Genomic DNA, 25,546 nt, shown 5'->3' with positions numbered 1-25,546 from the left:
CGACGGTAGATCAGCACAGGTTGCGGCAACGTTGCGGCCGCACCGAGGGGTAGGAAAAGTATCTACTCCTCGTGCGGGCGCTCGGCGCCGTCATCGCGCAACAGGTCTTCGAGCGCCTGGTCGACGTCGTCGAGTGCTTCAGGTTCCCCGCGGGCCGCGCTGGTGAGGCGGGCGATGAGCTGCTGGGGATCGTCGATGTCCTTCTCCTGCGGCAGCAGGTCGGGGTGCGACCAGAGCGCATCGCGCGCTTCGTTGCCCACGGCATCCGTCACGGCCTGCCACATCGCGGCGGCCTCTCGCAGCCGGCGCGGGCGCAGTTCGAGACCGACGAGCGTGGCAAACGCGGACTCGGCCGGGCCGCCGGAGGCCCGGCGACGTTTGACCGTCTCGGCGATGGCATCTGCTTTGGGCAGTCGGACCGTGGCGTGAGCGGTGACGACGTCGACCCAGCCTTCGACCAGGGCGAGCATCGTCTCGAGGCGGGACAGGGCAGCGATCTGCGACTCAGACTTCTGCTGGATGAGTGAACCGTCGACCATGGCCTGGCGCAGGTCTTCGGGGTTGGAGGGATCGAAGCTTCCGGCCAGGTCTTCGAGTCGGCTGGAGTCGATGCTGATTCCGCGGGCATAGGCGGTGACCGCGCTGGTCAGGTGCAGACGCAGCCAGCGGGCGTGCCGAAACAGTCGAGCGTGGGCGATCTCGCGCACGGCCAGGTAGATCTGCACCTGATCGGGCGCAACGTCGAGGCCGGCACCGAAGTCGTCAACGTTCTGGGGGAGTAGGGCGGCCTGCTGCTCGCCAAGCAGCGGAATGCCCACGTCGCCGCCGCTGACGACCTCGCTGGCCAGCTGGCCGACAACCTGGCCGAGCTGCATGGCAAACAGGGTGCCGCCGATGCTGCGCACGAGCTGGCTCGCATTGGCGACCATGCCCTGCATCTCTTCGGGCACCTGTTCGGCAAACACCCGAGTGAGGGAGTCGGAAATGCTCGTGGCGACCGGTTCGGCCAGCTGAGTCCAGAGCGGCATGGTCGCGGTGACCCACTCTCGACGGGTCATCAGACGCGGTTCAACGGTGAGTTCGGCTACCGTGATGACATCATCGAGCCAGAGGGCCGCGATGTGAAAGGCCTGGCGCAACTGGGTCTGCTGCTCATCGGTTGCCGTGAGCTGGCCGTTGGCCGCCCGCTGCTGACCCTGAGTGAGCGCAATCTGCCAATCCACACCGGTGCCCTGGGTGTTCAGGGCGCCCTGCAGCTGTTGCATGAGCGCGGCTACACTCGCCGGGTCATTGGGCAGACCGGCCGCACCGGCAAGCTGACTCGGGTCGATGCCGCTCTTGCCGCTCAGAATGTCACGCAGCATGTCGCGGAACTCGTCACTGGGGTTGTTATCGCCGGGCTCGCCCGGGTTCTGTTCGTTCGGGGGTAAGGAGTCGTCGGCCACTTCAGGCCCCTCTCAGTTGCATACTTCTACGCTAGTGCGAGTAGCCCGCTCGGGGCTGGGAAACATCCTAGGCTGAAGGGCTTTCTGTGCGCCCGTCGCGAACACAGCCCGCAACCTGGCACAAACGAACACGGAAGGAGCACGGTGGCTCTCTTCACCGATGACCCACCCGCACCGCGACGTGCACGGCGCTCTGGCCCGTCCGTCGGCTGGACGGCGCTGTTGATCGCCCTGGTCGCCGGGGTGATCCTCGGCACCATGCCTGCCCCCTACGTTATCGAGAAGCCCGGCCCGGTCTACAACACCCTCGGTTCCGCCACCCACGACAATGTCGAAACCGCTCTGATTACCATCCCCGACGAAACGGTCTACCCCACCGCGGGCACGCTCGACCTGCTCACCGTTTCGCTGCTCGGCAACCGGGAGAATCGCCCGAGCTGGCTCACCGTGGCCGGAGCCTGGCTCGACCCGAGCGAGGCCGTGCTGCCCATCGATCAGGTTTTTCCCGCGAATGTCAGCACAGAACAGCGTGATGCGCGCAGCAGCGCCGACATGATTAATTCCCAACAGGATGCCATCGCGGCGGCACTCACGCATCTCGGCTACGACTACCCCACGACCGTCTCGGTGGCCAGCCTGCCTGACGGTTCCCCGGCCCAGGGAGTCATCGAGCCCAACGATCAAATCTCCGCGGTGAACGGCACGCAGGTGTCCAGCGTCAAGGAACTGCGGGTCGCCCTGCAGACCAACGGGGCGGACACTGCGGCGAGCCTGGACATTGTGCGGGGCGGCGTCGCCCAAACCGTGTCGGTCACGCCGATCGACAACGACGGCACGATCGTGGCCGGGGTCAACGTCTCGGTCGCCTACGATTTCCCGTTCCAGGTGCAGATTCAGCTCGACAAGGTCGGCGGCCCAAGTGCCGGCTTGATGTTCGCCCTCGGCATCATCGACAAGCTCACGCCCGGCAAACTGCAGGGCGGCGAAAACGTGGCCGGCACCGGAACGATCGACCAGTCCGGTTCGGTCGGCCCGATCGGCGGCATCCGGCAGAAGCTGCACGGCGCGGTCGAAAACGGCGCCAACTGGTTTCTCGCCCCCGCCGACAACTGCAACGAGGTGACCGGCAATATTCCCGACGGTCTGACCGTATTGTCGGTGGCCACCCTCGACGAAGCACTCACGGCGCTCGACGCGATCAAGACCGGTGCCGACACGAGCAAACTCCCGAGCTGTCCGGCCGAGTAGGGCCGCGAACCACTCGCAGTGGTGACTCTTTCAGGGGCGCGTAAGTAAGATGGAGGCTGACCCTGATCACTTAGAGCAAGAGGCCAATTCGTGAGTTCATCAGCAGCCGACAACGCCCCACGGCGCAGCCGAGCCCCGCTAGCAATCACCGCAGCGATTATCGCGGGGTTGGTGATCCTGTTCTTCATCTTTGCGGGCCTGTATACCGATGTGCTGTGGTTCGACCAACTCGGGTATCTCAATGTACTCACCACGCAGTGGGTCGCCGGCACGGTGCTGTTCCTGATCGGATTCGTCGCCATGGCCGTACCGGTCTGGGTGAGCATTCAGCTGGCTTACCGCCTGCGCCCGGTTTATGCGAAGCTCAATTCGCAGCTCGATCGTTACCAGCAGGTCATCGAGCCGTTGCGCCGCCTCGCGATGTTCGGTATCCCCGCCCTTCTGGGCATGTTCGCTGGTGTGGCCGCCGCCACCCGCTGGCAGACCGTGCTCATGTGGCTCAACCGCACCGAGACTGGGCGCGTTGACCCGCAGTTCAACTTCGACATTTCCTTCTACCTGATGGATCTGCCGTTCTACCAGGCCGTACTTGCCTTCGCCTCCGCCGTCGTGCTCATCTCGGCCTTGGTCGTGGTCGCTACCAGCTACCTGTACGGGTCCATCCGGGTGTCCGGCCGTGAGGTGCTCATCTCCAAGGCCGCCCGCGTACAGATCGCCATCACGGCGGCCCTGTATCTGCTGCTCCAGGCCGTGAGTATCTGGTTCGACCAGTACTCCACCCTGACCAACCAAGGCACGCTCATCACCGGCGCCGGCTACACCGACGTCAACGCCACCATCCCCGGCCGCGCCATCCTCGCCGGCATCGCCGCAGTGGTCGCCCTACTCTTCATTCTCACGGCCATCATCGGCCGCTGGCGTCTACCGGTCATCGGTACCGCGCTGCTGATCGTGTCGAGCCTGCTGATCGGCTCGCTCTACCCCTGGGTCGTCGAGCGTTTCCAGGTGGAGCCGAGTGCGAAATCGCTTGAGGAACCGTATATCGCGCGCAATATCGACCTCACCCGCGATGCCTATGACGTCGCCAACATCGAGGAGATTCCGTACAACGCGAAAACCACCGCCGAACCCGGCGCCCTGCGCGCCGACGCCGCGACGACGGCGAATATTCGTATTCTCGACCCGGCCCTAGTCAGCGACTCGTTCCGCCAGCTCGAGCAGTTCCGTCAGTACTACCAGTTCCCCGACAACCTGAACGTCGATCGATACATGATCGACGGAGTGTCGCAAGATACCGTCGTTGCCGTGCGAGACCTCAACATCGACGGTTTGAACACCGGTAACACCTGGGTCAACTCGAAGACGGTCTACACCCACGGCTATGGTGTCGTGGCCGCCTACGGCAACCAGCGCTCGGTCGACGGCCAGCCGGTCTTCCTCGAATCCGGCATTCCTACCAGCGGAGCCCTCGGCGACTTCGAACCGCGCATCTACTTCGGCGAAACCTCCCCCGAGTACTCCATCGTCGGAGCCGAAAAGGGCGCGAACCCGATCGAACTCGACTATCCGTCGGGCGCAGAGGGCGCTGGCCAGACCTACACGACGTTTTCCGGAGACGGCGGACCGAAACTCGACAACGCGTTCAAGAAGCTCATCTACGCGCTTAAGTTCCAGTCTGAACAAATCTTCCTGGCCGCATCGGTCAACGACAAGTCGGAGATTCTCTACGATCGTGACCCGGTCACTCGCGTGCAGAAGGTTGCACCGTACCTGACGCTCGATTCCGACGCCTACCCCTCGGTCGTTGATGGTCGGGTCAAGTGGATCATCGACGGCTATACGACCTCGGCGAACTACCCCTACTCGACGCCCGTGAGCCTGAGTGATGCTATCGCCGACACGCAGACACCACCGCAGCCGTACGCCCTCGACAGCATCAATTACATGCGCAACTCGGTCAAAGCCACCGTCGACGCCTACAGCGGCGAGGTCACCCTTTACGCCTGGGACGACAAGGAGCCGCTGCTGCAGACCTGGCAGAAGATCTTTCCCTCGACGCTCAAACCCATGAGCGAGATGAGCGGCGACCTGATGAGCCACGTGCGTTACCCGGCCGACCTGTTCAAGGTTCAGCGGGCTATCCTCGGCCAGTACCACGTCACCGACCCCGGCTCGTTCTACTCCAAGGACGACGCTTGGATCTCACCGAACGACCCGGACTCTCCTCCGAGCAACCCCACCCTGCAGCCGCCCTACTACCTCACCATGCAGGTACCAGGGGCGGACAAGCCGTCATTCTCGTTGTACTCGACCTTCCAGCCGGAAGCGACCGGTGCATCCAGTCGTAACGTGCTCTATGGCTACCTAGCTGTAGATGCCGATGCCGGTTCCGCCGACGGCGTGCGCGCCGACGGATACGGCCAGCTGAGGCTGCTCAACCTGCCCAAGGACGGCACTGTGCCCGGCCCCGGCCAGGTGCAAAACGTCTTCAACGCCGACCCGACGGTCTCGACCGAGCTCAACCTGCTGCGGCAGGGATCCTCAACCGTGCTGAACGGAAACCTGCTGACCCTCCCGGTCGGTGGCGGTCTGCTCTACGTGCAGCCGGTTTATGTGAAGTCAACCGGTGAGACCAGTTACCCGCTGCTACAGAAGGTGCTCGTGGCCTTCGGCGATCAGATCGCGTTCGAAGACACCCTCAACGGCGCCCTCGATGTGCTGTTTGGTGGCGATTCGGGTGCGACAGCCGGTGACACGGCCGTGCCGGACCCGGCTGCTACGGGCGGAACAACGGGCGGCACGACTGGTGGTGCTGCCGGTGGCGCGGACGTGCCGACCGGGTCGACGGGTGACGCGGCAACGAATGCCCAACTGAAGTCGCTTCTCGCCGTCGCCAAGACGGCGGTGGCCGACAAGGCGACCGCACTCGCCGCCGGCAACTTCGCCGCCTACGGAACCGCAGACGCCAAGCTCTCCGAGACGATCGCGAGCATGCTCACCCTGCTCGGCGAATAGCCCACCGCACGACCTGCCGCAAGCCCTCACCGTCTCGGGTGGGGGCTTGCGCTCGTTCGGGCGATGGTGTTCGATGCTGAATAGGACGCGATTTCTGTTCTTGTTTTGCAATAGCGACCCGAAGTGGTCGACCGGGCTTTCAGGGTGTGCTAAATTTGATCTTGTAGCGCGGGGTGGAGCAGTTCGGTAGCTCGCTGGGCTCATAACCCAGAGGTCGTAGGTTCAAATCCTGCCCCCGCAACAATAAGTCGAGATCAGATAGAGTTTTCGGTCCCCGAATAGGGAGTGGAATATGACTGACTCGGCGCAAATCCGACGTAGCCCATGGCTGCGTCGGATTTTTTTTGTCTCTACAGGAGGTGCGCCTCGAACCTCCTCGTCAACGCTCGGGATGCTTCGTGCACCTGTGGTGTATGACCGAGACATCACACGCAATTCCGGGCCTCGAGGCGGTCCTGACGACTAGCGAACTCGCCGCTCACCTCGGCGTCCCGGTCCAGACCATCCACGATCTACGCCACGCCCGTCGCGGCCCGCGCAGCTTCCGAGTGGGGCGCCAGATGCGCCACCGAGTCTCCGAGGTACAGCACTGGGTCGAAGCCATGGAGTCCCAAGACCAGGCCGCAGGCCTCACCACAGAGCCGCGACGATGAGCGGTCGCGACCTGCTCGCGATCGGCACCTACGGACACATCAACACCAGGCGCACGACCAGCGGAACGGTCAGAGCCGAGGCCAGATATCGGGATGGCCACGGGACTGTGCGGAAGGTAACAGCGACGGCCGCGACCGTCCGGGAGGCGAAGCAGAGCCCGCGGATCAGATGCATCGCCGATGCTGGGCTCTCTGACTTGAAAGTCACGCCGCATACGTTCAGGCGAACCGCCGGCACGACCATCGCCCGCGCCACTGACGCCGAGACAGCCGCAGAAGTTCTAGGCAACAGCCCCAAGATCGCTAAAAAGGATTGACAGTCTGCAAGCGCCGCCCGTACCTGCACGTCCAGATGTCGGATCTGCGACAGTCAGCGCGAGCCTAGAGCCCAGCCTCGGCTTCGCGCCGTTGGGCGATGCCGTCGATGACGAACTGCACAAAGTCCTCGTCGCGATCGCCGATGACCACGTCTTGGACGGCATCGGTGGCCGGTTCGCCTGGCCACGCAGTCTGGCGCGTCGGTCGGTGTCTTTCCGGCTCGCTGGGGCCGGCGCGTAGACGTCTGCTTCGGACAGGGCGGCCGGGTTGAGCCCGGTGAGGTCGATGATGTCCACGATGGGAACTTGATAGGTGCGGTACGGTCCAAGCGGCGGGGGATTGCTGTCCATGAGGGAGCGCGGACCGTGTCGAGGTCGATGTCTTCTAACTGTGGGCTTTGGTCCAGGACGAACCCGGCAGCGCGCCCAACCCGACTACGCCCTTCTTGCAAAGAGTCATCTGCATGACTCTTAGGCTTCGCTCCAAGTTGCGTTTTAGCGGTCGGCGATGGTGGTCTGCGCGGCGGCGTTGGCTTTTCGCATAGGGGCTGTCATATCGGTGTAGAAATTGTCCTGGGGGTCCTTGACTCCCCAGCCGCGACCCAGGTTTTCGATGTAGCCACACCAGTGCCAGCCGATGATCCAGGGCTCCTGCATGATCGTTGCCAGACCGTTCGCATAGTCCTGTCCGCGCTCCTCGTGCGTTTCCATGTCGCTTGTGCGGTGTGGATTCATCGCGGTGGGCACCCAGTTGCCGATATCGGCGATTAGTACGGGCTTGCCGGTGAGCTGCTGCCAGTTGCGGAGATCGCCGATCATCGTCGCGTATTCCTCCGAGGATTTGCCGGTGAAGTACTGCACGGAAAGAACGTCAACGTAGTCGGTCATCGCGCGGAGCACCACTTCGGGGATGCCCTTGTTGCCGTTGTAGCGGTCGCCCAAAATCAGGTGGTTGGGGTCGTAGCGACGAATGGCCTCGGTGATTGTCTTGTAGTACTGCTGTGCCACGTCTTCGATTTCCTGCATCCGGAGCTGCACGACATAGGGCATACCCGCCTCCAGCAGGTCGCGGTCGGGCCACGGATGCGAGTGGCCAACATCGACGGGGTCACCGAACCAATCGAGCGCCTCGCCCCACCCCCCGCTGATGTACTGGCTTGTCCAACCGATGGTGTTGAAGTTCAGCGACTGCAAGTCGGTGACAACGCCCTGTTCCCATTTCTGCCGAGATCCATATCTTTCATTCCACACGTCGACATTGTGGGGGTATCGCAAATCCGAGTCGTCGATGTGGTTCACGCCGAGGGACACGAACGGCTTTCCCTCGGGATCGATGAAGCTCCATGATCCGGTTGCGCTCTGCGCAACGGTGAAGAAACGAGTTCCTGGGTTTTCTGGAGTGGCCATAATCTGATCTGTCCTTTCCGACATGATTATCGTTTTTTGCTCAGCGACACGGCGGCAGTGATGATGATCTCCCGAAAAAGTCCAGGTACGCAGCTGCCAGTGACTCTGGATCCTCTTCTGCGAGGTGGTGGCCCGATGGCAGGATGACGGCCCGTACGTCCTCTGCCACCTGACGCATCTGGCGATCGTTGTGCTCACCGATGAAGTATTCAATCCCGACAGCGAGGACAGGCAGCTTCAGTTTGGTTTTCGCGGATTCGTGGTTCTGATCCGCGTCGTCTAGTGTCGCGCGGTAAATCTCTAACATACTGCGGAGCCCACCGGGCGGGGAGTAGCACCGTGCATATTCGTCGAGCGCATCGGGCGTGATCGCCTGGGGTTGTGTGCCTCGTGCTTGATAAAGTAATCGAAGTATTCCCTCTCTTTGCCGGTGAGGAGGAGCTCAGGGAAGTCCGGCACGCTATAGAAATTGACGTGCCACAGCCAGACTTAGCTGCTGACATTCTCGCGGGTCAAGAATGAGTGGTCTTCGAGGCCGAACCCGGGCAGGATCATCTCCTGGTAGACGAGCTACTTGACTCGGTCGGGATACTGAGCGGCAACTTGGTAGGCAGTTGATGCCCCTCAGCTCTCGCCGACCAGGTTGAACGTGTCGTATCCAAGGTGGGGAGCCAACTGCGCGATGTCCTCAGCCATGTTCTTCATGTCGAAACCGTCCTTGGGATGTTCCGAGTCACCGAGACCGCGCAGGTCTGGCGCGATGACGATGTAGTAGGGCGTCAGAAAGGGAATTACGCGACGCCAGTGGTATGACGTCTCTGGTATGCCGTGCAGCAGGAACAGCGGCTCGCCTGCCCGGCGACGACGTAGTGCAGCCGGACGCCATTGACGAGGGCTCTTCCGTGGGTTGCTGGGACATCGTGGTGGTCTTGAATGATATCCATGCTCAAGGCTCCTTCTTCTCGCATTTTTTCAGTTCGAGTCGAATCACAAATTTCGTCGAAACCCGCACGTGTGACAGGCTGCCGACGGATTAACCGCTGCAACCGGGTGCCGTGCTTGGCGAACATCGACGGTGAACGTGCGCCTTCGCAGTTGACCTGATATAAAAAATACGGATGTCAGTCAAGTGGGTGACTCGGCCGAGTTCGCTCAGCAGGCGACTGAGGCACCCGCCGACCGGTTTGGACATCGAGGCCGTTTTCCTCTATGACGACCTCTGCCACGACCTTCCACGCATGGAAGTGAAGTGAGGCCTGGTGTGAGTCGTAAGCCGCGGCGTCACGGTAAACTTCGTAGACACCGAACAGCTGGGTCCCGCGATCAAGTTCGATCACGTCGTACTGTAAACAGCCTGTCTCATCGGCGAGGGATCGCTCGGCAAGCTTCAGGATATGCGTGAGAAACCTTTCGCGCTTCGCTTCACACACCCGAATTTGGGCAATGACAACGAACGCCGACTCCAGCGGCGTCGTCATTGGTTTGTGAACGCCGCGTCGAATGAGTCGGTCGGCCGTGTCCACAGCTTAGAACGAACGAACTCGATTGCCTCAGCCGCACCGTGCAGCCGGTCCATTCCGGCATCCTCCCACTCGATCGAGATGGGTCCGCCGTAGCCGATCGACTCCAGGGCGCGAAATGCGTCTTCCCACGGCACATCGCCGTGTCCGGTCGATACGAAATCCCAGCCGCGTCGGGGGTCGCCCCAGGCTAGGTGGGAACCCAGAACGCCGGCCCGGCCGTTGGCTGGGCGCAGGCGGGTGTCCTTGCAGTCCACATGGTAAATGCGGTCTTGGAAGTCCCAGATGAATCCGACAGGATCGATATTTTGCCACATCATGTGGCTCGGATCCCAGTTGAAGCCGAACGCGGGACGATGGCCGATCGCCTCAAGGGTGCGCACGCTTGTCCAATAGTCGTATGCGATCTCGCCGGGATGCACCTCGTGCGCGAATCGAACGCCCTCATCGTCGAAGATATCGAGGATGGGATTCCAACGCGCGGCGAAGTCGTCGTAGCCGGCTTCAATGATCGACGCTGGCACCGGCGGAAACATTGCGACGTACGGCCAGACCGACGAACCGGTGAATCCCACAACGGTGTCGACGCCGAGCTTTCGGGCAACGCGCGCAGCACGTTTCATATCGTCGGCCGCCCGTTGCCGCACGCCCTCAGCCTCACCGTCTCCCCAGACGTAGGGGCGCAGGATCGCCTGATGCCTAAAGTCGATGGGTGCGTCGCAGACCGCCTGCCCGGCGAGATGGTTTGAGATGGCAAAGACCTTCAAGCCGTACCGGTCTAAAATTTCAAGGCGGGACGCGAGGTACGCGGCATCCTCATCGGCACGCTTTAGGTCTAGGTGGTCGCCCGACGCGGCGATCTCGAGACCGTCATAGCCCCACGAAGCCGCAAGCCGCGCCACCTCCTCGAAGGGGAGGTCTGCCCATTGGCCCGTGAATAATGTGACGGGGTGCGTCAGCTGGCTCATGCGGCCCTCGAAGTCGGCTGACGAGTTGGTACTACCTCGACCCAGTGACCCGATTTCGAAGACTCGATCACCGCGTCCGTCAGCTGGGCCGCGCGCACACCATCGGCAAAGGTGGGAAGGCCATTGACGACCTTGCCCTTGATTACAGAATGCACATCCCGCATGAATAGTCCGAAGCAATCTTGGTAGCCCTGCGGATGTCCGGACGGTACGGTGACGTAGGGCGCGGCGGCAGCGTGGTTCACCGTCTCGAGCCCCTTCGGAATGATAGAGATTCCTGCGGTCGACCCGATCCACAGACCGTTTGGATTTTCCTGGTCGAAGGCATACGATCGGTGTTCACCATCGAGCGACATCCACAGCTGGTTCTTGCGCCCGGGGCTGGCTTGGGAGATTACGACAGAGCCTGTGGCACCGCGATCCGTATGGAATATCATGGTCACACCGTCTTCTGTGGAGACAGGGACCTCGCCCGCGTCCGAGAGACGAGTGTCATGTAGCCGGGAGCTCTGCGCGAGCAATCTTTCTATGCGATGACCGGTAGTGAATTCGAAGAGGTCGCACCAGTGCACACCAATGTCGGCGAAGGCACGGGATCCCGCGTCCGTCACCCGCCAGTTGTAGCTCGACTGCTCCGAGAGCCAGTCCTGCAGGTAGTGGCCGTGCGCGAGCCAGATGCGTTCGCCCGAATCGGCGATTCGGGCCTTTGCTTCGCGAACCGTCGGATAGAAGCGATAGACGAAGGGCACGGCGTTTACGACTCCGGCATCATCGGCGGCGCGCTGGAGCAGTAACGCATCGTCGGCGGTGAGGGCTAGTGGTTTCTCGCATACAACGTGCTTGCCCGCGGCAATTGCGGCCAGGGCTAGTGGAACGTGCTGCGCGTTGGGAGTGCAAATGTGCACCAGATCGACATCCGGATGGGCTATCAACTCTTCTGGCGTGAGAGCCAACGGTACGTTCTCTTCGTCAGCGGCTAGTCGTGTTCGGTCGGCATCGCGGCCGGCGTAGGCGACAACGACGCCGCCTACGGAACGCACAGCGCGCGTGTGCACCCGTCCCATAAAGCCGGTTCCGATTATGCCGCTCCGGAGCGGTCGGGTCGTCACTTCTTCCTCGACAGAGCGACCGCTGCGATGATGATCGCGCCACGCACGACCGACTGCTGGGCGACGTCGAGCCCGGCGAGAATGAGACCGTTGTTGATCAGGCCCATGAAGAGCGAGCCGACGAGCGTACCGATGATCGCCCCCCGGCCTCCGAAGAGACTTGTACCGCCGAGGATTACCGCGGCGATGACTGTGAGCTCGTCACCTTGGCCCCATTGGAACCGGCCTGATTCGAGCCGGCCCGCGTAAAGCATCCCGGCGATAGCGGCGGCGATACCGGAAAGAAGCAGTACGGTGAATTTAATCCGTGCCGTGCGGATGCCGGTGTATGCGGCTGCGGTGGGATTACCCCCGGTAGCCAACACGCGGCGTCCGAAACTCGTCCGGTTCATCGCGATCCATCCGACCGCGACGGCCACGACCGTCCAGACGAGGAGCCCGGGTATAGGGCCGAAATCGCCACCGCCGAAGATCTGCACATACAGGGTGTTGCCGATGGGCTGGGGTGCCGAGGAGGTGATCCACTGCGCTAGCCCCGCTGCGAGGCCGAGCATGCCAAGCGTAACCAAGAAGGACGGGACCTTCAGCAGGGCAACGAGTCCGCCGTTGATCGCACCGATAACGGCCCCGGAGAGTAATCCGGCGACTATGCCGGGAAGGAGCCCCCATTGGGTCGTCGCCATGGCGGTGACGACGGAGGCGAGACCGGCGATCGAGCCGACGCTGAGGTCGATTTCGGCTGTGGCGATCACGAAGGTCATCGCCACAGCCATTATCGAAATTGTTGCCGTCTGCCGCACGATGTTCAGCATGTTGTTGGGGGAGAGGAATCCGTCGCTGCTGAGGAAGATGGCGAACAGGATGAACACGACCACGAAGGCGATGTAGATGACGTTGCTACGCCAGTCAAATCGAGTTACAGCTTGGGAGATGAGGGATGGCCTGGTGGCCGTTGTGGGGCTGCTCATGCTGCCTCTCCTTGGATTATGAGTTGAAGCTGTTCCTCGCTCGCGATGTCGTCGCGGTCGAGTTCGCGGTCGGAGCGTCCTTCGCGGAACACGACGATGCGGTCGGCGACCGCGAGGAGTTCTGGTAATTCGGATGAAATGAACAGCACCGCATTGCCCTCCGAGGCGAATTCACGCACGATGTCGAGGATCTCTGTCTTCGTGCCAATGTCGACACCGGAGGTGGGCTCGTCCATCACCAAGATGCGGGGGCGTGTGTTGATCCACTTCGCCACAACGACCTTCTGCTGGTTGCCGCCCGAAAGCCGGCTGACCGGCGCATAGGGGTCGGCGACTTTGACGCCGAAGCGGGTGACGAGCTGATTGGTCAGCTCGCGCAACTTGGTCATGGAGAGGAAGGCGCCTGACTTCACGCGGTCAAGCACGGGAAGGGCGAGATTCTCCGAGACGGAGTGCTCAAGCACCAGCCCCTGATCGCGACGGTCCTCGGGAATGAGCGCGATACCCGCCTGCTGAGCCGCGATCGGGGTACTAAAGCGAACGACTTTGCCATCGATACTCAGCGTTCCCCGGGTGGGACGGTCCATGCCAGCGACCACGCGAGCGAACTCGGTGCGCCCGCTGCCCATCAGCCCGGCGAGACCGACGATCTCTCCGGCCCGGATCGTGAGGCTGACTGATTTGAGTACGCGACCGCTCCCAATGTCGGTGGCTTCGAGCACGATCGGAGCATCGGTCGGCAGTTGCCGGTCGCGATACACCAGGTCAGAGGCGAGCCTCCGGCCGATGATCGCTTCGATGATCTCAGCCGCGGTCAGTTGCGCAACCCCGGCGGCGAGCACGACGCGGCCGTCCCTCAGCACCGTGATGCGGTCGGCGACCCTGCGGATCTCGTCCATCCGATGAGAGATATAGACGATGGCGATGCCGCGGCTCTTGAGCTTGTCAATCAGTTCGAAGAGGTTCTCGACCTCGTGTTTGGCAAGGCTGGCCGTGGGTTCGTCCATCACCAGCACGCTGGCGTTCTTGGCCAGAGCTTTAGCGATCTCCACCAGCTGCCAGTATGCGGTGCCGAGCGTCTCCACCCGCGCCTTGGGATCGATCGTGACACCCAGGCCGTCAAAGATCTCGCGCGCCGCCATCTCCGCAGCGCGGTCGTCAACCAGTCCCGATTTACCGCGAACCTCCCGATTGAGAAAGATGTTCTGCGCCACCGTCATCGAGGGGATGAGGCTGAATTCCTGAAAGACCATGCCGATGCCGGCCCGTTCGGCGTCGGCGGTGGTTCGAATTGCGACCGGCTGGCCCGCGACCTCGATGGTGCCAGAGGTAATCGGATGAACGCCTTGCAGGACCTTCATCAGGGTGGACTTGCCCGCGCCGTTCTCTCCGGCGAGGGCGTGCACCTCACCGGCGACGATGTCCATGTCGACGGATTTCAGGACCTCGACCGGGCCGAAGCTCTTGACGATGCCCCGCATTCTTACCGCTGGAGGGGCGCCAGCAGTCTCAGTCATCGGTGGCGTTCGGGTCGGTCACATCCGGAACCCGCACCCATTCACCGGTTCGGCCGGATTCAAGTATGGCGTCGTCGACGAGCGCGGCTTGGTAGCCGTCGGCGAAGTTGGGTTCGACAGTTCCGCCCTCAGCGACTGCCTTGAGGAAGTCGTGGGCTTCGATGATCTTTGTTTCGCTGTAGCCGATACCCAGCGCTGGGATAGGCCAGAGCGACTCACCATACGGTGTGTTCGGGCCGGTATATACCGTGCGAAAGCCTCGACGATCGGCGCGGTCATTCTTGAACGCTACCTGGAGTTCGTCACGGTTCTCGTAATTGAAGAAAATAGAGCCTTCCGTGCCATGGATTTCGAAGGTGATGTAGTTGTTGCGGCCCCAGGCGTTGCGCGTTGCCTCAAGGGAGCCGACCGCGCCATTCCGGAACTTGATCAACGACATCGCCTCGTCGTCGACGTCGACCGCGCCACGCGGGCCGTCAGACGTGGAGGAACCGCCGAGTGCGTCAAAACCACCGGACTGCAGCGGACGGTCGGGGATAAAGTTCGAGACCAGCGAGGTAACTTCGGAAATTTCGCCGACCAGATAGCGGGCCAGGTCGACCACGTGCGAGCCGATGTCGCCCACGGCACCCGAACCGGCGATGTCTTTCTGGAAACGCCAGCTGAGCGGCGAGTTCGGATCGGCGCTCCAATCCTGCAAATAGGTCCCGCGAAAGTTCAGAATGCTGCCAATAGCGCCCTCGTCGATGTACTTCTTAGCGAGCGCTACAGCCGGGGTGCGGCGGTAGTTGAAGGCAACTGCTGTAACAACGCCGGCCTTCTGGGCCGCCTCGTACATGCGGCGGGCTTCGCTGGCCGTCGGGGCAAGAGGCTTTTCACAAATGATGTGTTTGCCGGCCTCGGCCGCGGCGATCGCGATCTCGGCGTGCAAGTTATTCGGGGTGGCGATATCGATGACATCGATCCCGGGATCGTTGACGACGTCGCGCCACGATGACGAATAACCGTCCCACGAGTATCGCTCGGCGGCAGTGCGCGCCAGATCGTCGGTCACATCGACGATGATCTTCTTGATTGGTCGCGCCGGAGACGGCCAGAAGAACATGGGCATCGCCGCATAGGCCAGGGAATGGGCTTTACCCATGAATCCGCCACCAATCATGGCGATATTAATCTCTTGCATGACTACCTTTCGTGAGCCACCGGGGCTCGACAGTTCTGTGGATCATCGATTTTCAATAGTCCTCGTGGGGCGACCGTTTCCGGCCGCCCCACGAGTCGCTCATCGGTTATTAGTCGACGTAAGCATCCTTGATGGCAGCGGGTGGAGCCGAGTGGTATACGGTCTCCCAAGCCTCAAGCACGTTCTTGTGGTCGACGGGCAGCGAGCTTAGAGCGACGTATGCCGGAACCTCCAGACCGAGCATGCTGAGCGCGGCCAGGTCGGCTTCGGCGGTTCCCTGGTCATAGGGAAGCTGGGCTCCGAGGCCAACGATCATCTGATTCTTGGCCAGCGCGATGGCGACGTTCGTGCCGAGGTCTTCGGTGGCGATCTTGATATCGGTGCGCCCGGTCTCTCGGGCAGCGGCCATAACGCCCTCCGCGGGTACGTCCCAAACAGCCCAGATACCGTCGAGGTCGGGGTTTTTGGTGAGCATGGCGTTGGCCACGCCTTGGGCATCGCCGGCGAAGTCAGGCCCGGCGATTCCCTGCTCCTGAACGATTTCGATGTCGGGGAACTCGTCGGCGATCGTTTTCGTGAAGCCCGCGTATCGCTGCTGTGTGACGAAGAAGTCGGCTTCGTGGTTTATCACACCGATCGTTCCTTTGCCACCGATTGAGCGGGCGAGGAGATATGCCGAGGTGACCCCGTTACCGTAGTTGTCGGCCGACACCATCGAGACGTAATCCTGACCGGCAACGAAGCCCTGGGGCACATTGTCCATAAAGACGAGTTTGACGCCCTGTTCACTGGCCTTGCGGTAGGCGCTAGCCGTTGCCACAGGATCGGTGGGAATTGAAACGATGATGTCGGGGTTCTGAGCTAGAACCGTCTCGATGTTGGCGACTTGTGTGGCGGGGTTGAAGTTAGCATCCGTGGTTGCGATGACTTCGATGCCGAGGCGGTCGAACTCAGCGTTCAGGCCGGCAATTTGGGCGTTCGCCCAGTCGTTTCCGCCGTAGTGCATCACTATCGCGGCAGTGAGACCCATGCTCGCGATCTCGGTCGCCTGTTTGTCGGTCACTGTCGTGGTGTCGACGGCGGCGGGCTGTTCGCCGTTCGGACCGGTGCTAAAAACTTTGCCGGTGATGTTCGCGAGGGCCGCATCTATCTGAGCGGTGACCTCGGGTGCAACCTCGGATGCGGTGGATTGCGCGGACGGGGTACACCCCGTCAGTGCAAATAGACCGGCGGCTGCCACTACAGCGACAAGCGTTGACGTAACTTTCATTCTCCATGCTCCTTTGCTCGGAAATATCGTGATTGTGTTCAGGGTCGTGCTGGGTCGGTAAACGTTACATTTTGCAGAAATGTGAGACTTCTTCTGGCGGCTTCATCTTCGTCACCCTCGTATCCGTCGAGTTCGACGGTGATCCAGTCGCGATAGCCCGCGTCGACGAGCTCAGCGATGATGGCATTCAGGTCCAGGTCGCCAGCACCGAGAGGAAGGAAAGCGTTGGTCTGGTGATTGAGGTCTTTCAGGTGTACGTATGCCAGACGGTCGGCGTATTTTCGGATGACCGCTACGGGATCGCCACCGCCGGCTGCGATGTGTGCGACGTCGGCACAGAGACCGATCGAGGTGGCGGCGAAGAGGGCGTCAATGTGATCCGGCGCTTGGGCAATGCTCCCAAGGTGCGGGTGGTAACTGGGAATGAGGCCAGCTGCCTGTGCTCGTTCGGCGACGGTGTCGAGGAAGGCGCCGGCCGTCTCGTAGTCCTGTGCTCGACGGCCGGTGGAACGCACTGCGCCGCCGCCGATCACGTAGTGGCGCGCACCCGCCGACGCGGCTAACCGAATGGACCGATCGAAGCGAGCGAGTTCGTCCTCCTGGGCGTCGGAATAGATGAAGTGTCCGCCGGTGTAGACGCCAGCGACCTCAAGGCCGTTGGCCTGCACGGCAGATACGAAGCTGCCGATCGATTCTTCGAAGGGGAGGAGGTTGCCGTCGAACAACTCGATTCCGGTGTAGCCGGCGGCAGCGATCGCCTCGATGGTCTGATGCACGTCTCTGGGTGTTACATAGAAACCCGATCCGAGGTCAGTCACTGCACCGGGCGTACCCACTACACCGCCCCATGCGTTGGCCTCGTAGGCAAACTTCATCACTTCTACCTCCTTGTATTTTGTCTTTGCTGGGTTGAAAGTAGCACTTATGACATTACAGTGTCAATAGAAAGATCTTTTAGGCCGGGGTTCGGTCCGGTAATGTTCTTTCTACTCATTGGCCTTTCATGATTTGGGATACGAGAGATGTTTTCATCCGGTGCCGGCGATCTCTTTCAGCTGCTCCGTGACGGACGGCCGCGCACGCGATCCGAGCTTGTCGACGAGACAGGTTTAGCGAGAACCAGCGTGGTGAACAGACTGGCGGCGCTCACAGCGATCGGCTTGGTGACCCCGACTGGCACTGCGGCGGCGTCCGGCGGCCGCCCCGCCGCGCGCTTGATGTTTGATCAAGCCTCGAGGGTCTGTATCGGAATCGACCTTGGCGCCACCCACGGCACCGTGGGCGTTCTCGACCTTTCCGGTGAAGTGCTCCGTCAGGAAAGCCGGGTAATTGATATCGCCAAGGGCCCGACTGAAATCCTCACATGGGCCGTCGACACGGCAGAGCGCCTACTCGCCGCCAGCGGTCGTCAGCAGCGAGATCTGTTGGGGATTGGTGTGGGAGTGCCCGGTCCCGTAGAGCATTCGACCGGCCGCCCCATCCGTCCCCCGATTATGCCGGGCTGGGACGGCTTCGACATTCCCGCCTTTGTGCGTCGGCGTCTGATGGCCACGGTTCTGGTCGACAACGATGTAAACCTGCTCGCCCTCGGCGAGCGAGCTACCCAGTGGCCCGCAGTCGATGACTTGCTCTTTATTAAGGTGTCCACGGGAATCGGCGCGGGAATCATCTTGGGCGGAGTGCTGCAGCGCGGTTCCCGGGGTTCCGCAGGCGACATCGGACATGTGCAGGTGCCCGGTACCGCTAACGAGCGTGACCTCGAGGCGACGGCCAGCGCCCCGGCGATAGCGGCGTATCTAAGTCGGGATGGCGCCGTGGACATTGAGCCCGGTGACGTCACCAATCGCATCAGAATGGGCGACCTTACAGCGATTGCCGCCGCGCGCGAGGCAGGGCGAGCCATCGGCGAGGTCACGGCTATGTGCGTGAGCGTCCTAAACCCATCTGTCGTCGTCATTGGTGGACGGTTGGGTGTCAACGTGCAGGAGATCATCGCGGGTATACGCGAAGTGGTGTACCGGCGATCGATTCCCCTAGCGAATCAGCACCTCAACATTGTGCCAGCCCGGGGCGGTCCCGATGCGGGAATCCGGGGAGCCGGGCTCATGGTGCTCGATGAACGCCTGTGCGCGGCCGCCGTGGATGAGCTGATCGAGCAGCTCGACTGAATGCAGTCGAATACATAGGCCAGGCGGGTTCGCTGGCAACGCCTGCCTTCAAAGTCTCAACCAACTGAGACAGCTGTCGACTTCGAAGGTTGCGGTTTGTGCCACACCATCCGAGGTGCGGAAACGAATGCACTCATCCGTCAGCAAGTGCACACAGGGTCGTTCGGTTCGCGCGACTCGGCAACCGTGGCTGCGCAGGAGCCGCGCGATCGAAACTAGATGTCAAACTTGCGACCGACTAAAACCTGTACTTCCGGGGCTCGCCTACGCCCCACTTAGTCGGGAGCGAGAATAGCGCGATCTGAGATCATGATGGGCGCTTTCTCCGAGCGCTGGCGCGCACGGGCGCCGCCTCTTGCGACATCGCATTCTGCGCGGCCGGGCTGTCGTGCTCGGCACCGACAGCTGAGTGGAGTCCCAAACGAGGTCGAGCTGGCTCGAGCGGTCACGAAGAGTGAGGTAAACTAAAGTCATCAACGCAAATAGCTGGATCGAGAAACCGCGATCTGATTAGGCTTTTTTCGAAGGATGACCGCCACAAAGGGGTCGGCGTCGCGGGGTGGAGCAGTTCGGTAGCTCGCTGGGCTCATAACCCAGAGGTCGTAGGTTCAAATCCTGCCCCCGCAACAGTTGCCCCCGGAACCCTTGGTTCCGGGGGTTTTTTTCTGCCTAAATCCAGTCGGACAACGTCGAGCCGATGAGGCATTCGCCTCGCTTGTCTCGTCCACGCTTTAGGGGATGACCGGTGCCACGAACTCGAAGGTTCGTCCGAGCAGCCAGACCAGAAGCAATACCACCGGCAGGTGGAAGATGAACTGCAGGAACGTGAATCCCACGAGATCTCGTGCTTTGAGGCCAAGGACGGCGAGCAGGGGCAGCATGAAGAACGGGTTGATGAGATTGGGCAATGCCTCGGCCACGTTGTAGACCTGCACCGTCCAGCCCAGGTTCATCTGAACGTCGGTGGCCGATTGCATGACATACGGTGCCTCCACCAACCATTTGCCACCGCCCGAAGGCACGAAGATTCCCAGAATGACCGTGTACAGCGCGACGATCACTGTGAAGCCGCCACCGCTGCCCACGCTGGTGAAGAATTCGGCCAGGTGCTCCGAGACGGTCATGCCCCCATTTCCGACTGCCCGGGTCAGGATCGCAGCCATGGCCGCGTAAAGCGGAAACTGAACCAGGATTCCGGCAGTGGCAGGAACGGCCTTGGACACAGCTTGCAGAAACTTGCGCGGTGTTCCGTGGAGTACGAGCCCGAGCATCAGGAAAACCAGAAGGTACCCGTTCAGGCTGCTGACCACCGACAAGACGGGATTCGTTAGGAACTGCGAGACCAGCCAGCCCAACGTCAAGAGCGCGATCAGGACGGGGAGGATGCGGCTGTATTCGAGCCATTCGCCGGGTCGTGAGCGTGGCGCGGCCGGCTCCGGCTGGTCATTGAGGTCCACGCCAAGATCCTGGGCTGTTCGAATGGCTTCGCCGCGCGGAGCGGAGAAATGCGCGATCAGTACTGTCAGGGCAATGATGATCGCGCACATGGTGAGTGACTGCCAGGTGAAAATCGTCGTGCCGAAGTCGAGCACGCCGGTGACCTGCAAAAGCGCAGGCGGCAGGGACGTTGCCGTGGCCTGAAGTTGCGCGGCGGATGATGACATGCCCAGCGCCCACACTGCTCCCAAGCCCATGAACGCGGCGGCACCGAGCGCTCGGTAGTCCACACGGAGATCGGTGCGGCGGGCAATGGCTCGCGCCAACAGGCCGCCGAAGACCAGGCTCAGGCCCCAATTGACAAAAGAGACGGACATGGACAGGAACGCCACAAAGCTCACCGCCGTTGCGGCTGACTGGGGCACAGCCGCAAGCGTATCGATCAGCCGAGCCACCGGTCGGGACGTCGCCACGACGTACCCGGTCAAGACGACCATAGCCATTTGCAGGGTGAACGCCGTCAGGTCCCAAAAGCCGTTGCCGAATGAATCGACAATGGTCTGCGGGCTCGAGCCATTGGCCAGGGCGGCGAGGGCCACGAGGAGTACACCGACCAGGGCGAAGATATACGCATCCGGAAACCACTTCTGCGTCCAGTTGGCGAGAGACTGGGCAACACGCGCCAGGCCCTTCTCTGTGCGAGTTTGTAGGTTGGTAGCCGTCACGGTGGATCTCTCTTCTTTGAGCCAGGTGTGTACGCGCGTTGGCGCAATTGAGTGATGGCCGGCCCCAATGGGGGTGAACAGCCATTTGCAGGCTAGGCGCGGCGCGATGGGCATGTCAACGTGGTCAGATTCCCAGGCGTACCGTGTGGCCGGAAGGAATCATGCACTGCTCAACGCGGCTCGGGAAAACTACTTGTGAATATGTCATGACATTAAGCGCAGAGGGCGCTACTGTGGAGGGACGGCGTCAAGCCGACCACTCCTAGTACAGAAAGTTGTACATCGACGTATGACGACTTCACCGCGAACCCCCCACGATGTGCTGACCATAGGCCGCGTCGGCGTTGATATTTATCCGTTGCAGGATGGTGTCGGCCTCGAAGACGTGTCAACGTTCGGCAAATATCTCGGTGGCAGCGCGACCAACGTTGCCGTCGCCGCTGCACGCCACGGATTGAACTCGGCGGTCATCACCCGCACCGGTAACGACCCCTTCGGCAACTACGTGCACAAGGAGCTCGTGCGCCTGGGCGTCAGCGACGAATTCGTCTCGGGGGTCGCCAACCTCAACACCCCCGTCGTGTTCTGCGAGATCTTTCCGCCCGACGACTTTCCCCTGTATTTCTATCGAGCGCCCCAAGCGCCCGACCTGGTCGTCCATGCCGACGAGCTCGACCTGGCCGCCATCGCGAACGCCCGCATCTACTGGTCGACGGTGACCGGCCTCAGCGAAGAGCCCAGCCGATCCGCTCATTTCGCAGCCTGGGAAGCCCGGGGCCGAAGCTCGCTGACCATTCTCGACCTCGACTACCGGCCTATGTTCTGGGGCTCGCCCGAGGAGGCGAATGCCCAGGTAGCACTCGCCCTCGGCCAGGTCACGGTTGCTGTCGGCAACAGAGAAGAGTGTGAGGTCGCCGTCGGCGAGACTGAACCGTTACGCGCCGCTGATGCCCTCCTGGAACGCGGCATCGAACTAGCCATTGTCAAGCAGGGCCCGAAGGGCGTGCTGGCTAAGACACGCACCGAAACCGTTGAGGTTCCGCCGTACCTCGTCGACGTCGTCAACGGCCTCGGCGCCGGTGACAGTTTCGGCGGGGCGCTCTGCTACGGACTGCTGCGGGACTGGCCGCTGCGCCGTATCCTGCAATTCGCCAATGTGGCCGGCGCCATCGTCGCCAGCCGCCGGGAATGTTCAACCGCCATGCCCACGACCACTGAGGTTGAAGAAATCTTGAAGGGACTGCCAGCATGACCAGGCTTGACTTCGACGCGCTGCGGCATACTCGCGCGGCGCACCCCGAGCGCATCGGCGAGATTCTAGCCAGCCGCACCCGGCGCGACCTGATTCAGGGCGATGGTCGACTGTTCATCGTGGCCGCCGATCATCGTGCCCGCGGCGCCCTCGGCGTCCGTAAAGATGCCACAGCCATGGCCAACCGCTATGCGCTGCTCGAAAGCCTCGCGACCGCGCTCTCCCGCCCGGGCGTTGACGGCGTGCTGGGTACCCCCGACATCATCGACGACCTGGCCCTGCTTGGTCGGCTCGACGACAAGATCGTGGTCGCGTCGATGAACCGCGGTGGGTTGTGGGGTTCGTCGTTCGAGATGGATGACCGCTACACCGCCTACGACATCGACAAAATCAAGCGCGACCGCCTCGACTTCGCCAAGAATCTCGTGCGCATCAACCTCGAAGATGCCGGCTCGCTCGCCACCCTCGAGGCCACAGCTCTCGCCGTGAGCGAAGCGGCTGCTGCCGGCATCCCGATCATGCTGGAGCCGTTCATGAGCTCCTGGGTCGACGGTCGCGTCAAGAACGACCTCACGGCGGATGCCGTCATCCTTTCGATCGCCATCGCCGAGGGCCTCGGCAACTCCAGCGCCTACTCGTGGCTAAAGCTGCCGGTCGTTGCCGACATGGCTCGCGTAATGGCGGCAACCACCCTACCGACCCTGCTCCTTGGCGGTGACCCGGTGGGCGACCAGACCGAAACCTTCGAATCCTGGCGCAACGCCCTCGAGCTTCCCGGCGTGCGCGGCCTCGTCGTGGGCCGCAGCCTGCTTTACCCGCGCGACGGCCACGTCGAAGCAGCCATCGATACCGCCGCCGAACTCGTGCACGGCGCCTAATAATTCTCATCCACTCTCGTACAGAAGGAAGCAACCATGCCCACAACAGTCACGGATTTAGCCCTCGTCGCGCACTGGATCGACGGAAGGGAACAGCCGGGAACCTCCGGCCGCATCGCGCCGGTCTTTGACCCAGCGCTGGGAACGGTGAGCAAGAATGTGTCGCTCGCCGACCAGGCCGAAATCGCGACCGCCATCGCCAGCGCCAAGGCCGCCTTCCCAGCCTGGCGCGACCTGTCCATAGCCAAGCGCCAGCAGGTCCTGTTCAGCTTTCGCGAGCTGCTGAACGCCCGCAAGGGCGAGCTGGCCGAGATCATCACGAGCGAGCACGGCAAGGTACTCTCCGACGCGCTCGGTGAGATCTCCCGAGGCCAGGAGGTCGTGGAATTCGCTTGCGGCATCCCGCACCTGCTCAAGGGCGACTACTCCGAAAACGTCTCGACTGGCGTCGACGTGTATTCCACCCGCCAGGCGCTCGGCGTCGTCGCTGTGATCAGCCCGTTCAACTTTCCGGCCATGGTACCCATGTGGTTCTTTCCGCTCGCTCTCGCGGCCGGAAACTCGGTGATCCTCAAGCCGAGCGAGAAAGACCCGAGCGCGGCCATCTGGATGGCTCAGCTGCTCCAGGAAGCCGGCCTCCCCGACGGCGTATTCACCGTGCTGCAGGGTGACAAGGAATCCGTCGACGGCCTGCTCGAGCACCCCGACGTGAAGGCCATCTCCTTCGTGGGCTCGACCCCGATCGCCCAGTACGTCTACGAAACCGGCACCCGTCACGGCAAGCGTATCCAGGCCCTCGGCGGCGCCAAGAACCACATGCTGGTGCTGCCCGACGCCGACCTCGACCTCGTGGCCGACTCCGCTATCAACGCCGGCTTCGGCAGCGCGGGGGAGCGTTGCATGGCCATCAGCGTGATCGTCGCGGTCGAGCCCGTCGCCGACGTGCTGATCGAGAAGATCGTCACCCGCATGAATACCCTCACCGTGGGCGACGGCCGTCGTTCCTGCGACATGGGTCCACTCGTTACCGAGGTGCACCGCGACAAGGTCGCGAGCTACATCGAGATCGCGAAGGAAGACGGCGCCAACATCGTCGTCGACGGCCGCGGCATCGAGGTCGACGGCGACCCGAATGGGTTCTGGCTCGGCCCGACCCTGATCGATGCCCTGCCGGTGACGTCGAAAGCGTACACCGAAGAGATCTTCGGGCCGGTACTGTCGGTGGTACGCGTGTCGAGCTACGAGGAAGGTGTTGACCTGATCAACTCCGGTGCTTTCGGCAACGGAACAGCCATCTTCACCAACGACGGCGGTGCGGCTCGCCGTTTTCAGAACGAGATCGAGGTGGGCATGATCGGCATCAACGTACCGATCCCGGTTCCCGTGTCGTACTTCTCCTTCGGCGGCTGGAAGAACTCTCTGTTCGGCGACACCAAGGCGCACGGCGTCGAGGGTGTGCACTTCTTCACGCGCGGCAAGGCCATTACCAGTCGCTGGCTCGACCCCAGCCACGGCGGCATCAACCTCGGCTTCCCGCAGAACGGTTAGAGCAGACTATGACAACACCATCCGCTGACTGGTTCTACGCCCGGGGCTCCCTCGAACGCGACGGCTGGGAAACCGTCGTCGACAGGGCCATCAGCGGATGGCGCTACACCGGCATTCGCGTGGCAGCGCTCACCGAGGGTGATTCCCCGGTGCTGCCCGCGGAGGCCGTTGAGCGCGTCGTGGTCCCCCTCGCCGGGTCGTTCACCGTGCGCTACACAGTCGCGGGCGAGACCGAGGAACGCTCCCAGGTGCTCGCGGGGCGGGCATCCGCTTTTCACGGCCCCACCGACACGCTCTACCTGCCCACCGGCACCGCGCTCTCGATCGAAGGTGCTGGCCGGGTGGCGGTGGCCGAGGCGCCGACCGACCAGGCGCTTCCGGTGGCCTACCTTCCGGTAGCGGATGTCCCGATCGAGCTGCGCGGGGCTGGTCGCTCGAGCCGTCAGGTGCACAACTTCGGCACCCCGGCCAGTCTCGCGGCCGACCGGTTGATCGTGTGTGAGGTGATCACCCCGGCCGAGAACTGGTCGAGCTACCCGCCGCACAAGCACGACGAATACGCGCCCGGCGTGGAGTCGAGCCTTGAGGAGATCTACTACTTCGAGACCGCAGTCACCCGTGGCCAGGTCGCGCCGGAGACGGCGAGCCCGTTCGGCCTCATGCGCACGTATTCCTCCGAGGCCGGAGACATCGACATCACGGCGGAGGTGCACACCGGCGACGTCGCCCTCGTGCCATTCGGCTGGCACGGCCCGTGCGTCGCAGCCCCCGGCTACGACCTCTACTACCTCAACGTGATGGCCGGGCCGGATCCCGACCGCTCGTGGCGCATCAGCGATGATCCGGCGCACGGCTGGATTCGAGATACCTGGGTTGGCCAGGAATTCGATTCCAGGCTTCCGTACACGTCATAATCCG

General features: G+C 62.4%; 21 protein-coding genes and 2 tRNA genes. 11 read left to right on the top strand and 12 right to left on the bottom strand.

Annotation, left to right across the window (positions count from 1 at the left end):
• Nucleotides 1–62: 62 nt before the first annotated feature.
• A complete protein-coding gene (locus E3N85_RS13685; protein ID WP_134464538.1) occupies nt 63–1,364 on the bottom strand; it encodes a zinc-dependent metalloprotease in 1,302 nt (433 codons plus the stop codon).
• A gap of 225 nt (nt 1,365–1,589) precedes the next feature.
• On the opposite strand from E3N85_RS13685, the gene E3N85_RS13680 reads away from it, so the two are divergent.
• The 5 genes from E3N85_RS13680 (at nt 1,590) to E3N85_RS13660 (ending at nt 6,678) form a co-directional block, all read left to right on the top strand.
• Nucleotides 1,590–2,693 carry a PDZ domain-containing protein gene (locus E3N85_RS13680; RefSeq protein WP_134464056.1) on the top strand — a complete coding sequence of 368 codons (1,104 nt, stop codon included), beginning with the start codon at nt 1,590–1,592 and terminating at the stop codon, nt 2,691–2,693.
• A 90-nt stretch (nt 2,694–2,783) separates the two neighbouring features.
• The gene (locus E3N85_RS13675) at nt 2,784–5,708 is read left to right on the top strand and encodes a UPF0182 family protein (protein ID WP_241978509.1); all 2,925 of its coding nucleotides are present in this window, start codon (nt 2,784–2,786) and stop codon (nt 5,706–5,708) included.
• A 167-nt stretch (nt 5,709–5,875) separates the two neighbouring features.
• Nucleotides 5,876–5,949 (top strand) — tRNA-Met (locus E3N85_RS13670).
• Nucleotides 5,950–6,121: 172 nt separating this feature from the next.
• On the top strand, nt 6,122–6,361 hold the full coding sequence (locus E3N85_RS13665) for an AlpA family transcriptional regulator (protein WP_134464054.1): 240 nt from the start codon (nt 6,122–6,124) through the stop codon (nt 6,359–6,361).
• Entirely contained in the window at nt 6,358–6,678 is a 321-nt protein-coding gene (locus tag E3N85_RS13660) for a hypothetical protein (protein WP_134464052.1), read from the top strand. Before E3N85_RS13665 ends, E3N85_RS13660 begins: the two co-directional genes overlap by 4 nt.
• A 495-nt stretch (nt 6,679–7,173) precedes the next feature.
• On the opposite strand, the gene E3N85_RS13655 is transcribed toward E3N85_RS13660, so the two are convergent.
• The 10 genes from E3N85_RS13655 to E3N85_RS13610 all read right to left on the bottom strand — a co-directional run bounded on the left by E3N85_RS13655 (nt 7,174) and on the right by E3N85_RS13610 (nt 17,495).
• A complete protein-coding gene (locus E3N85_RS13655; RefSeq protein WP_241978508.1) occupies nt 7,174–8,283 on the bottom strand; it encodes a hypothetical protein in 1,110 nt (369 codons plus the stop codon).
• Between the two features lie 426 nt (nt 8,284–8,709).
• Nucleotides 8,710–8,877, bottom strand: a complete 168-nt coding sequence (locus E3N85_RS17035; RefSeq protein WP_304991320.1) for an alpha/beta fold hydrolase — start codon at nt 8,875–8,877, stop codon at nt 8,710–8,712.
• A 329-nt stretch (nt 8,878–9,206) separates the two neighbouring features.
• Nucleotides 9,207–9,563, bottom strand: a complete 357-nt coding sequence (locus E3N85_RS13645; protein WP_134464048.1) for a putative quinol monooxygenase — start codon at nt 9,561–9,563, stop codon at nt 9,207–9,209.
• Nucleotides 9,560–10,573: a sugar phosphate isomerase/epimerase gene (locus E3N85_RS13640; RefSeq protein WP_134464046.1), complete on the bottom strand. Its 1,014-nt coding sequence runs from the start codon at nt 10,571–10,573 to the stop codon at nt 9,560–9,562. The genes E3N85_RS13645 and E3N85_RS13640 overlap by 4 nt, the downstream gene beginning before the upstream one ends.
• Entirely contained in the window at nt 10,570–11,682 is a 1,113-nt protein-coding gene (locus tag E3N85_RS13635) for a Gfo/Idh/MocA family protein (protein WP_134464044.1), read from the bottom strand. The genes E3N85_RS13640 and E3N85_RS13635 overlap by 4 nt, the downstream gene beginning before the upstream one ends.
• On the bottom strand, nt 11,679–12,650 hold the full coding sequence (locus tag E3N85_RS13630) for an ABC transporter permease (protein WP_134464042.1): 972 nt from the start codon (nt 12,648–12,650) through the stop codon (nt 11,679–11,681). Before E3N85_RS13630 ends, E3N85_RS13635 begins: the two co-directional genes overlap by 4 nt.
• Complete coding sequence (locus E3N85_RS13625; RefSeq protein ID WP_134464040.1) at nt 12,647–14,131, bottom strand: sugar ABC transporter ATP-binding protein; 1,485 nt, start codon at nt 14,129–14,131, stop codon at nt 12,647–12,649. Before E3N85_RS13625 ends, E3N85_RS13630 begins: the two co-directional genes overlap by 4 nt.
• A 28-nt stretch (nt 14,132–14,159) precedes the next feature.
• Entirely contained in the window at nt 14,160–15,350 is a 1,191-nt protein-coding gene (locus tag E3N85_RS13620; protein ID WP_134464038.1) for a Gfo/Idh/MocA family protein, read from the bottom strand.
• A 109-nt stretch (nt 15,351–15,459) separates the two neighbouring features.
• Nucleotides 15,460–16,620, bottom strand: a complete 1,161-nt coding sequence (locus E3N85_RS13615; RefSeq protein ID WP_134464036.1) for a substrate-binding domain-containing protein — start codon at nt 16,618–16,620, stop codon at nt 15,460–15,462.
• A gap of 38 nt (nt 16,621–16,658) precedes the next feature.
• A complete protein-coding gene (locus E3N85_RS13610) occupies nt 16,659–17,495 on the bottom strand; it encodes a sugar phosphate isomerase/epimerase (protein WP_241978541.1) in 837 nt (278 codons plus the stop codon).
• A gap of 249 nt (nt 17,496–17,744) precedes the next feature.
• Here E3N85_RS13610 and E3N85_RS13605 point away from each other — a divergent pair, with 249 nt between their 5' ends.
• Complete coding sequence (locus E3N85_RS13605) at nt 17,745–18,788, top strand: ROK family protein (protein WP_370289312.1); 1,044 nt, start codon at nt 17,745–17,747, stop codon at nt 18,786–18,788.
• Between the two features lie 553 nt (nt 18,789–19,341).
• Nucleotides 19,342–19,415, top strand: a tRNA-Met gene (locus E3N85_RS13600).
• A gap of 104 nt (nt 19,416–19,519) precedes the next feature.
• Here E3N85_RS13600 and E3N85_RS13595 read toward each other — a convergent pair.
• Nucleotides 19,520–20,950: a short-chain fatty acid transporter gene (locus E3N85_RS13595; RefSeq protein WP_134464030.1), complete on the bottom strand. Its 1,431-nt coding sequence runs from the start codon at nt 20,948–20,950 to the stop codon at nt 19,520–19,522.
• Between the two features lie 289 nt (nt 20,951–21,239).
• Here E3N85_RS13595 and iolC point away from each other — a divergent pair, with 289 nt between their 5' ends.
• Genes iolC through iolB form a run of 4 tightly spaced genes read left to right on the top strand, consistent with a single transcriptional unit; the run spans nt 21,240 to nt 25,542 of the window.
• The gene (gene iolC, locus E3N85_RS13590) at nt 21,240–22,202 is read left to right on the top strand and encodes a 5-dehydro-2-deoxygluconokinase (protein ID WP_134464028.1); all 963 of its coding nucleotides are present in this window, start codon (nt 21,240–21,242) and stop codon (nt 22,200–22,202) included.
• On the top strand, nt 22,199–23,080 hold the full coding sequence (locus E3N85_RS13585) for a class I fructose-bisphosphate aldolase (RefSeq protein ID WP_134464026.1): 882 nt from the start codon (nt 22,199–22,201) through the stop codon (nt 23,078–23,080). Before iolC ends, E3N85_RS13585 begins: the two co-directional genes overlap by 4 nt.
• 36 nt (nt 23,081–23,116) lie before the next feature.
• Nucleotides 23,117–24,628: a CoA-acylating methylmalonate-semialdehyde dehydrogenase gene (locus tag E3N85_RS13580; RefSeq protein WP_134464024.1), complete on the top strand. Its 1,512-nt coding sequence runs from the start codon at nt 23,117–23,119 to the stop codon at nt 24,626–24,628.
• A gap of 8 nt (nt 24,629–24,636) precedes the next feature.
• Nucleotides 24,637–25,542 (top strand): 5-deoxy-glucuronate isomerase, encoded by a 906-nt coding sequence (iolB, locus tag E3N85_RS13575; protein WP_134464022.1) that lies wholly within the window; start codon nt 24,637–24,639, stop codon nt 25,540–25,542.
• The last annotated feature ends 4 nt before the right edge of the window (nt 25,543–25,546 follow it).

This window comes from Cryobacterium sp. Hz9 (assembly GCF_004402825.1).
Lineage (GTDB): Bacteria > Actinomycetota > Actinomycetes > Actinomycetales > Microbacteriaceae > Cryobacterium > Cryobacterium gelidum.
This window is presented reverse-complemented; position numbering and strand designations above follow the sequence as displayed.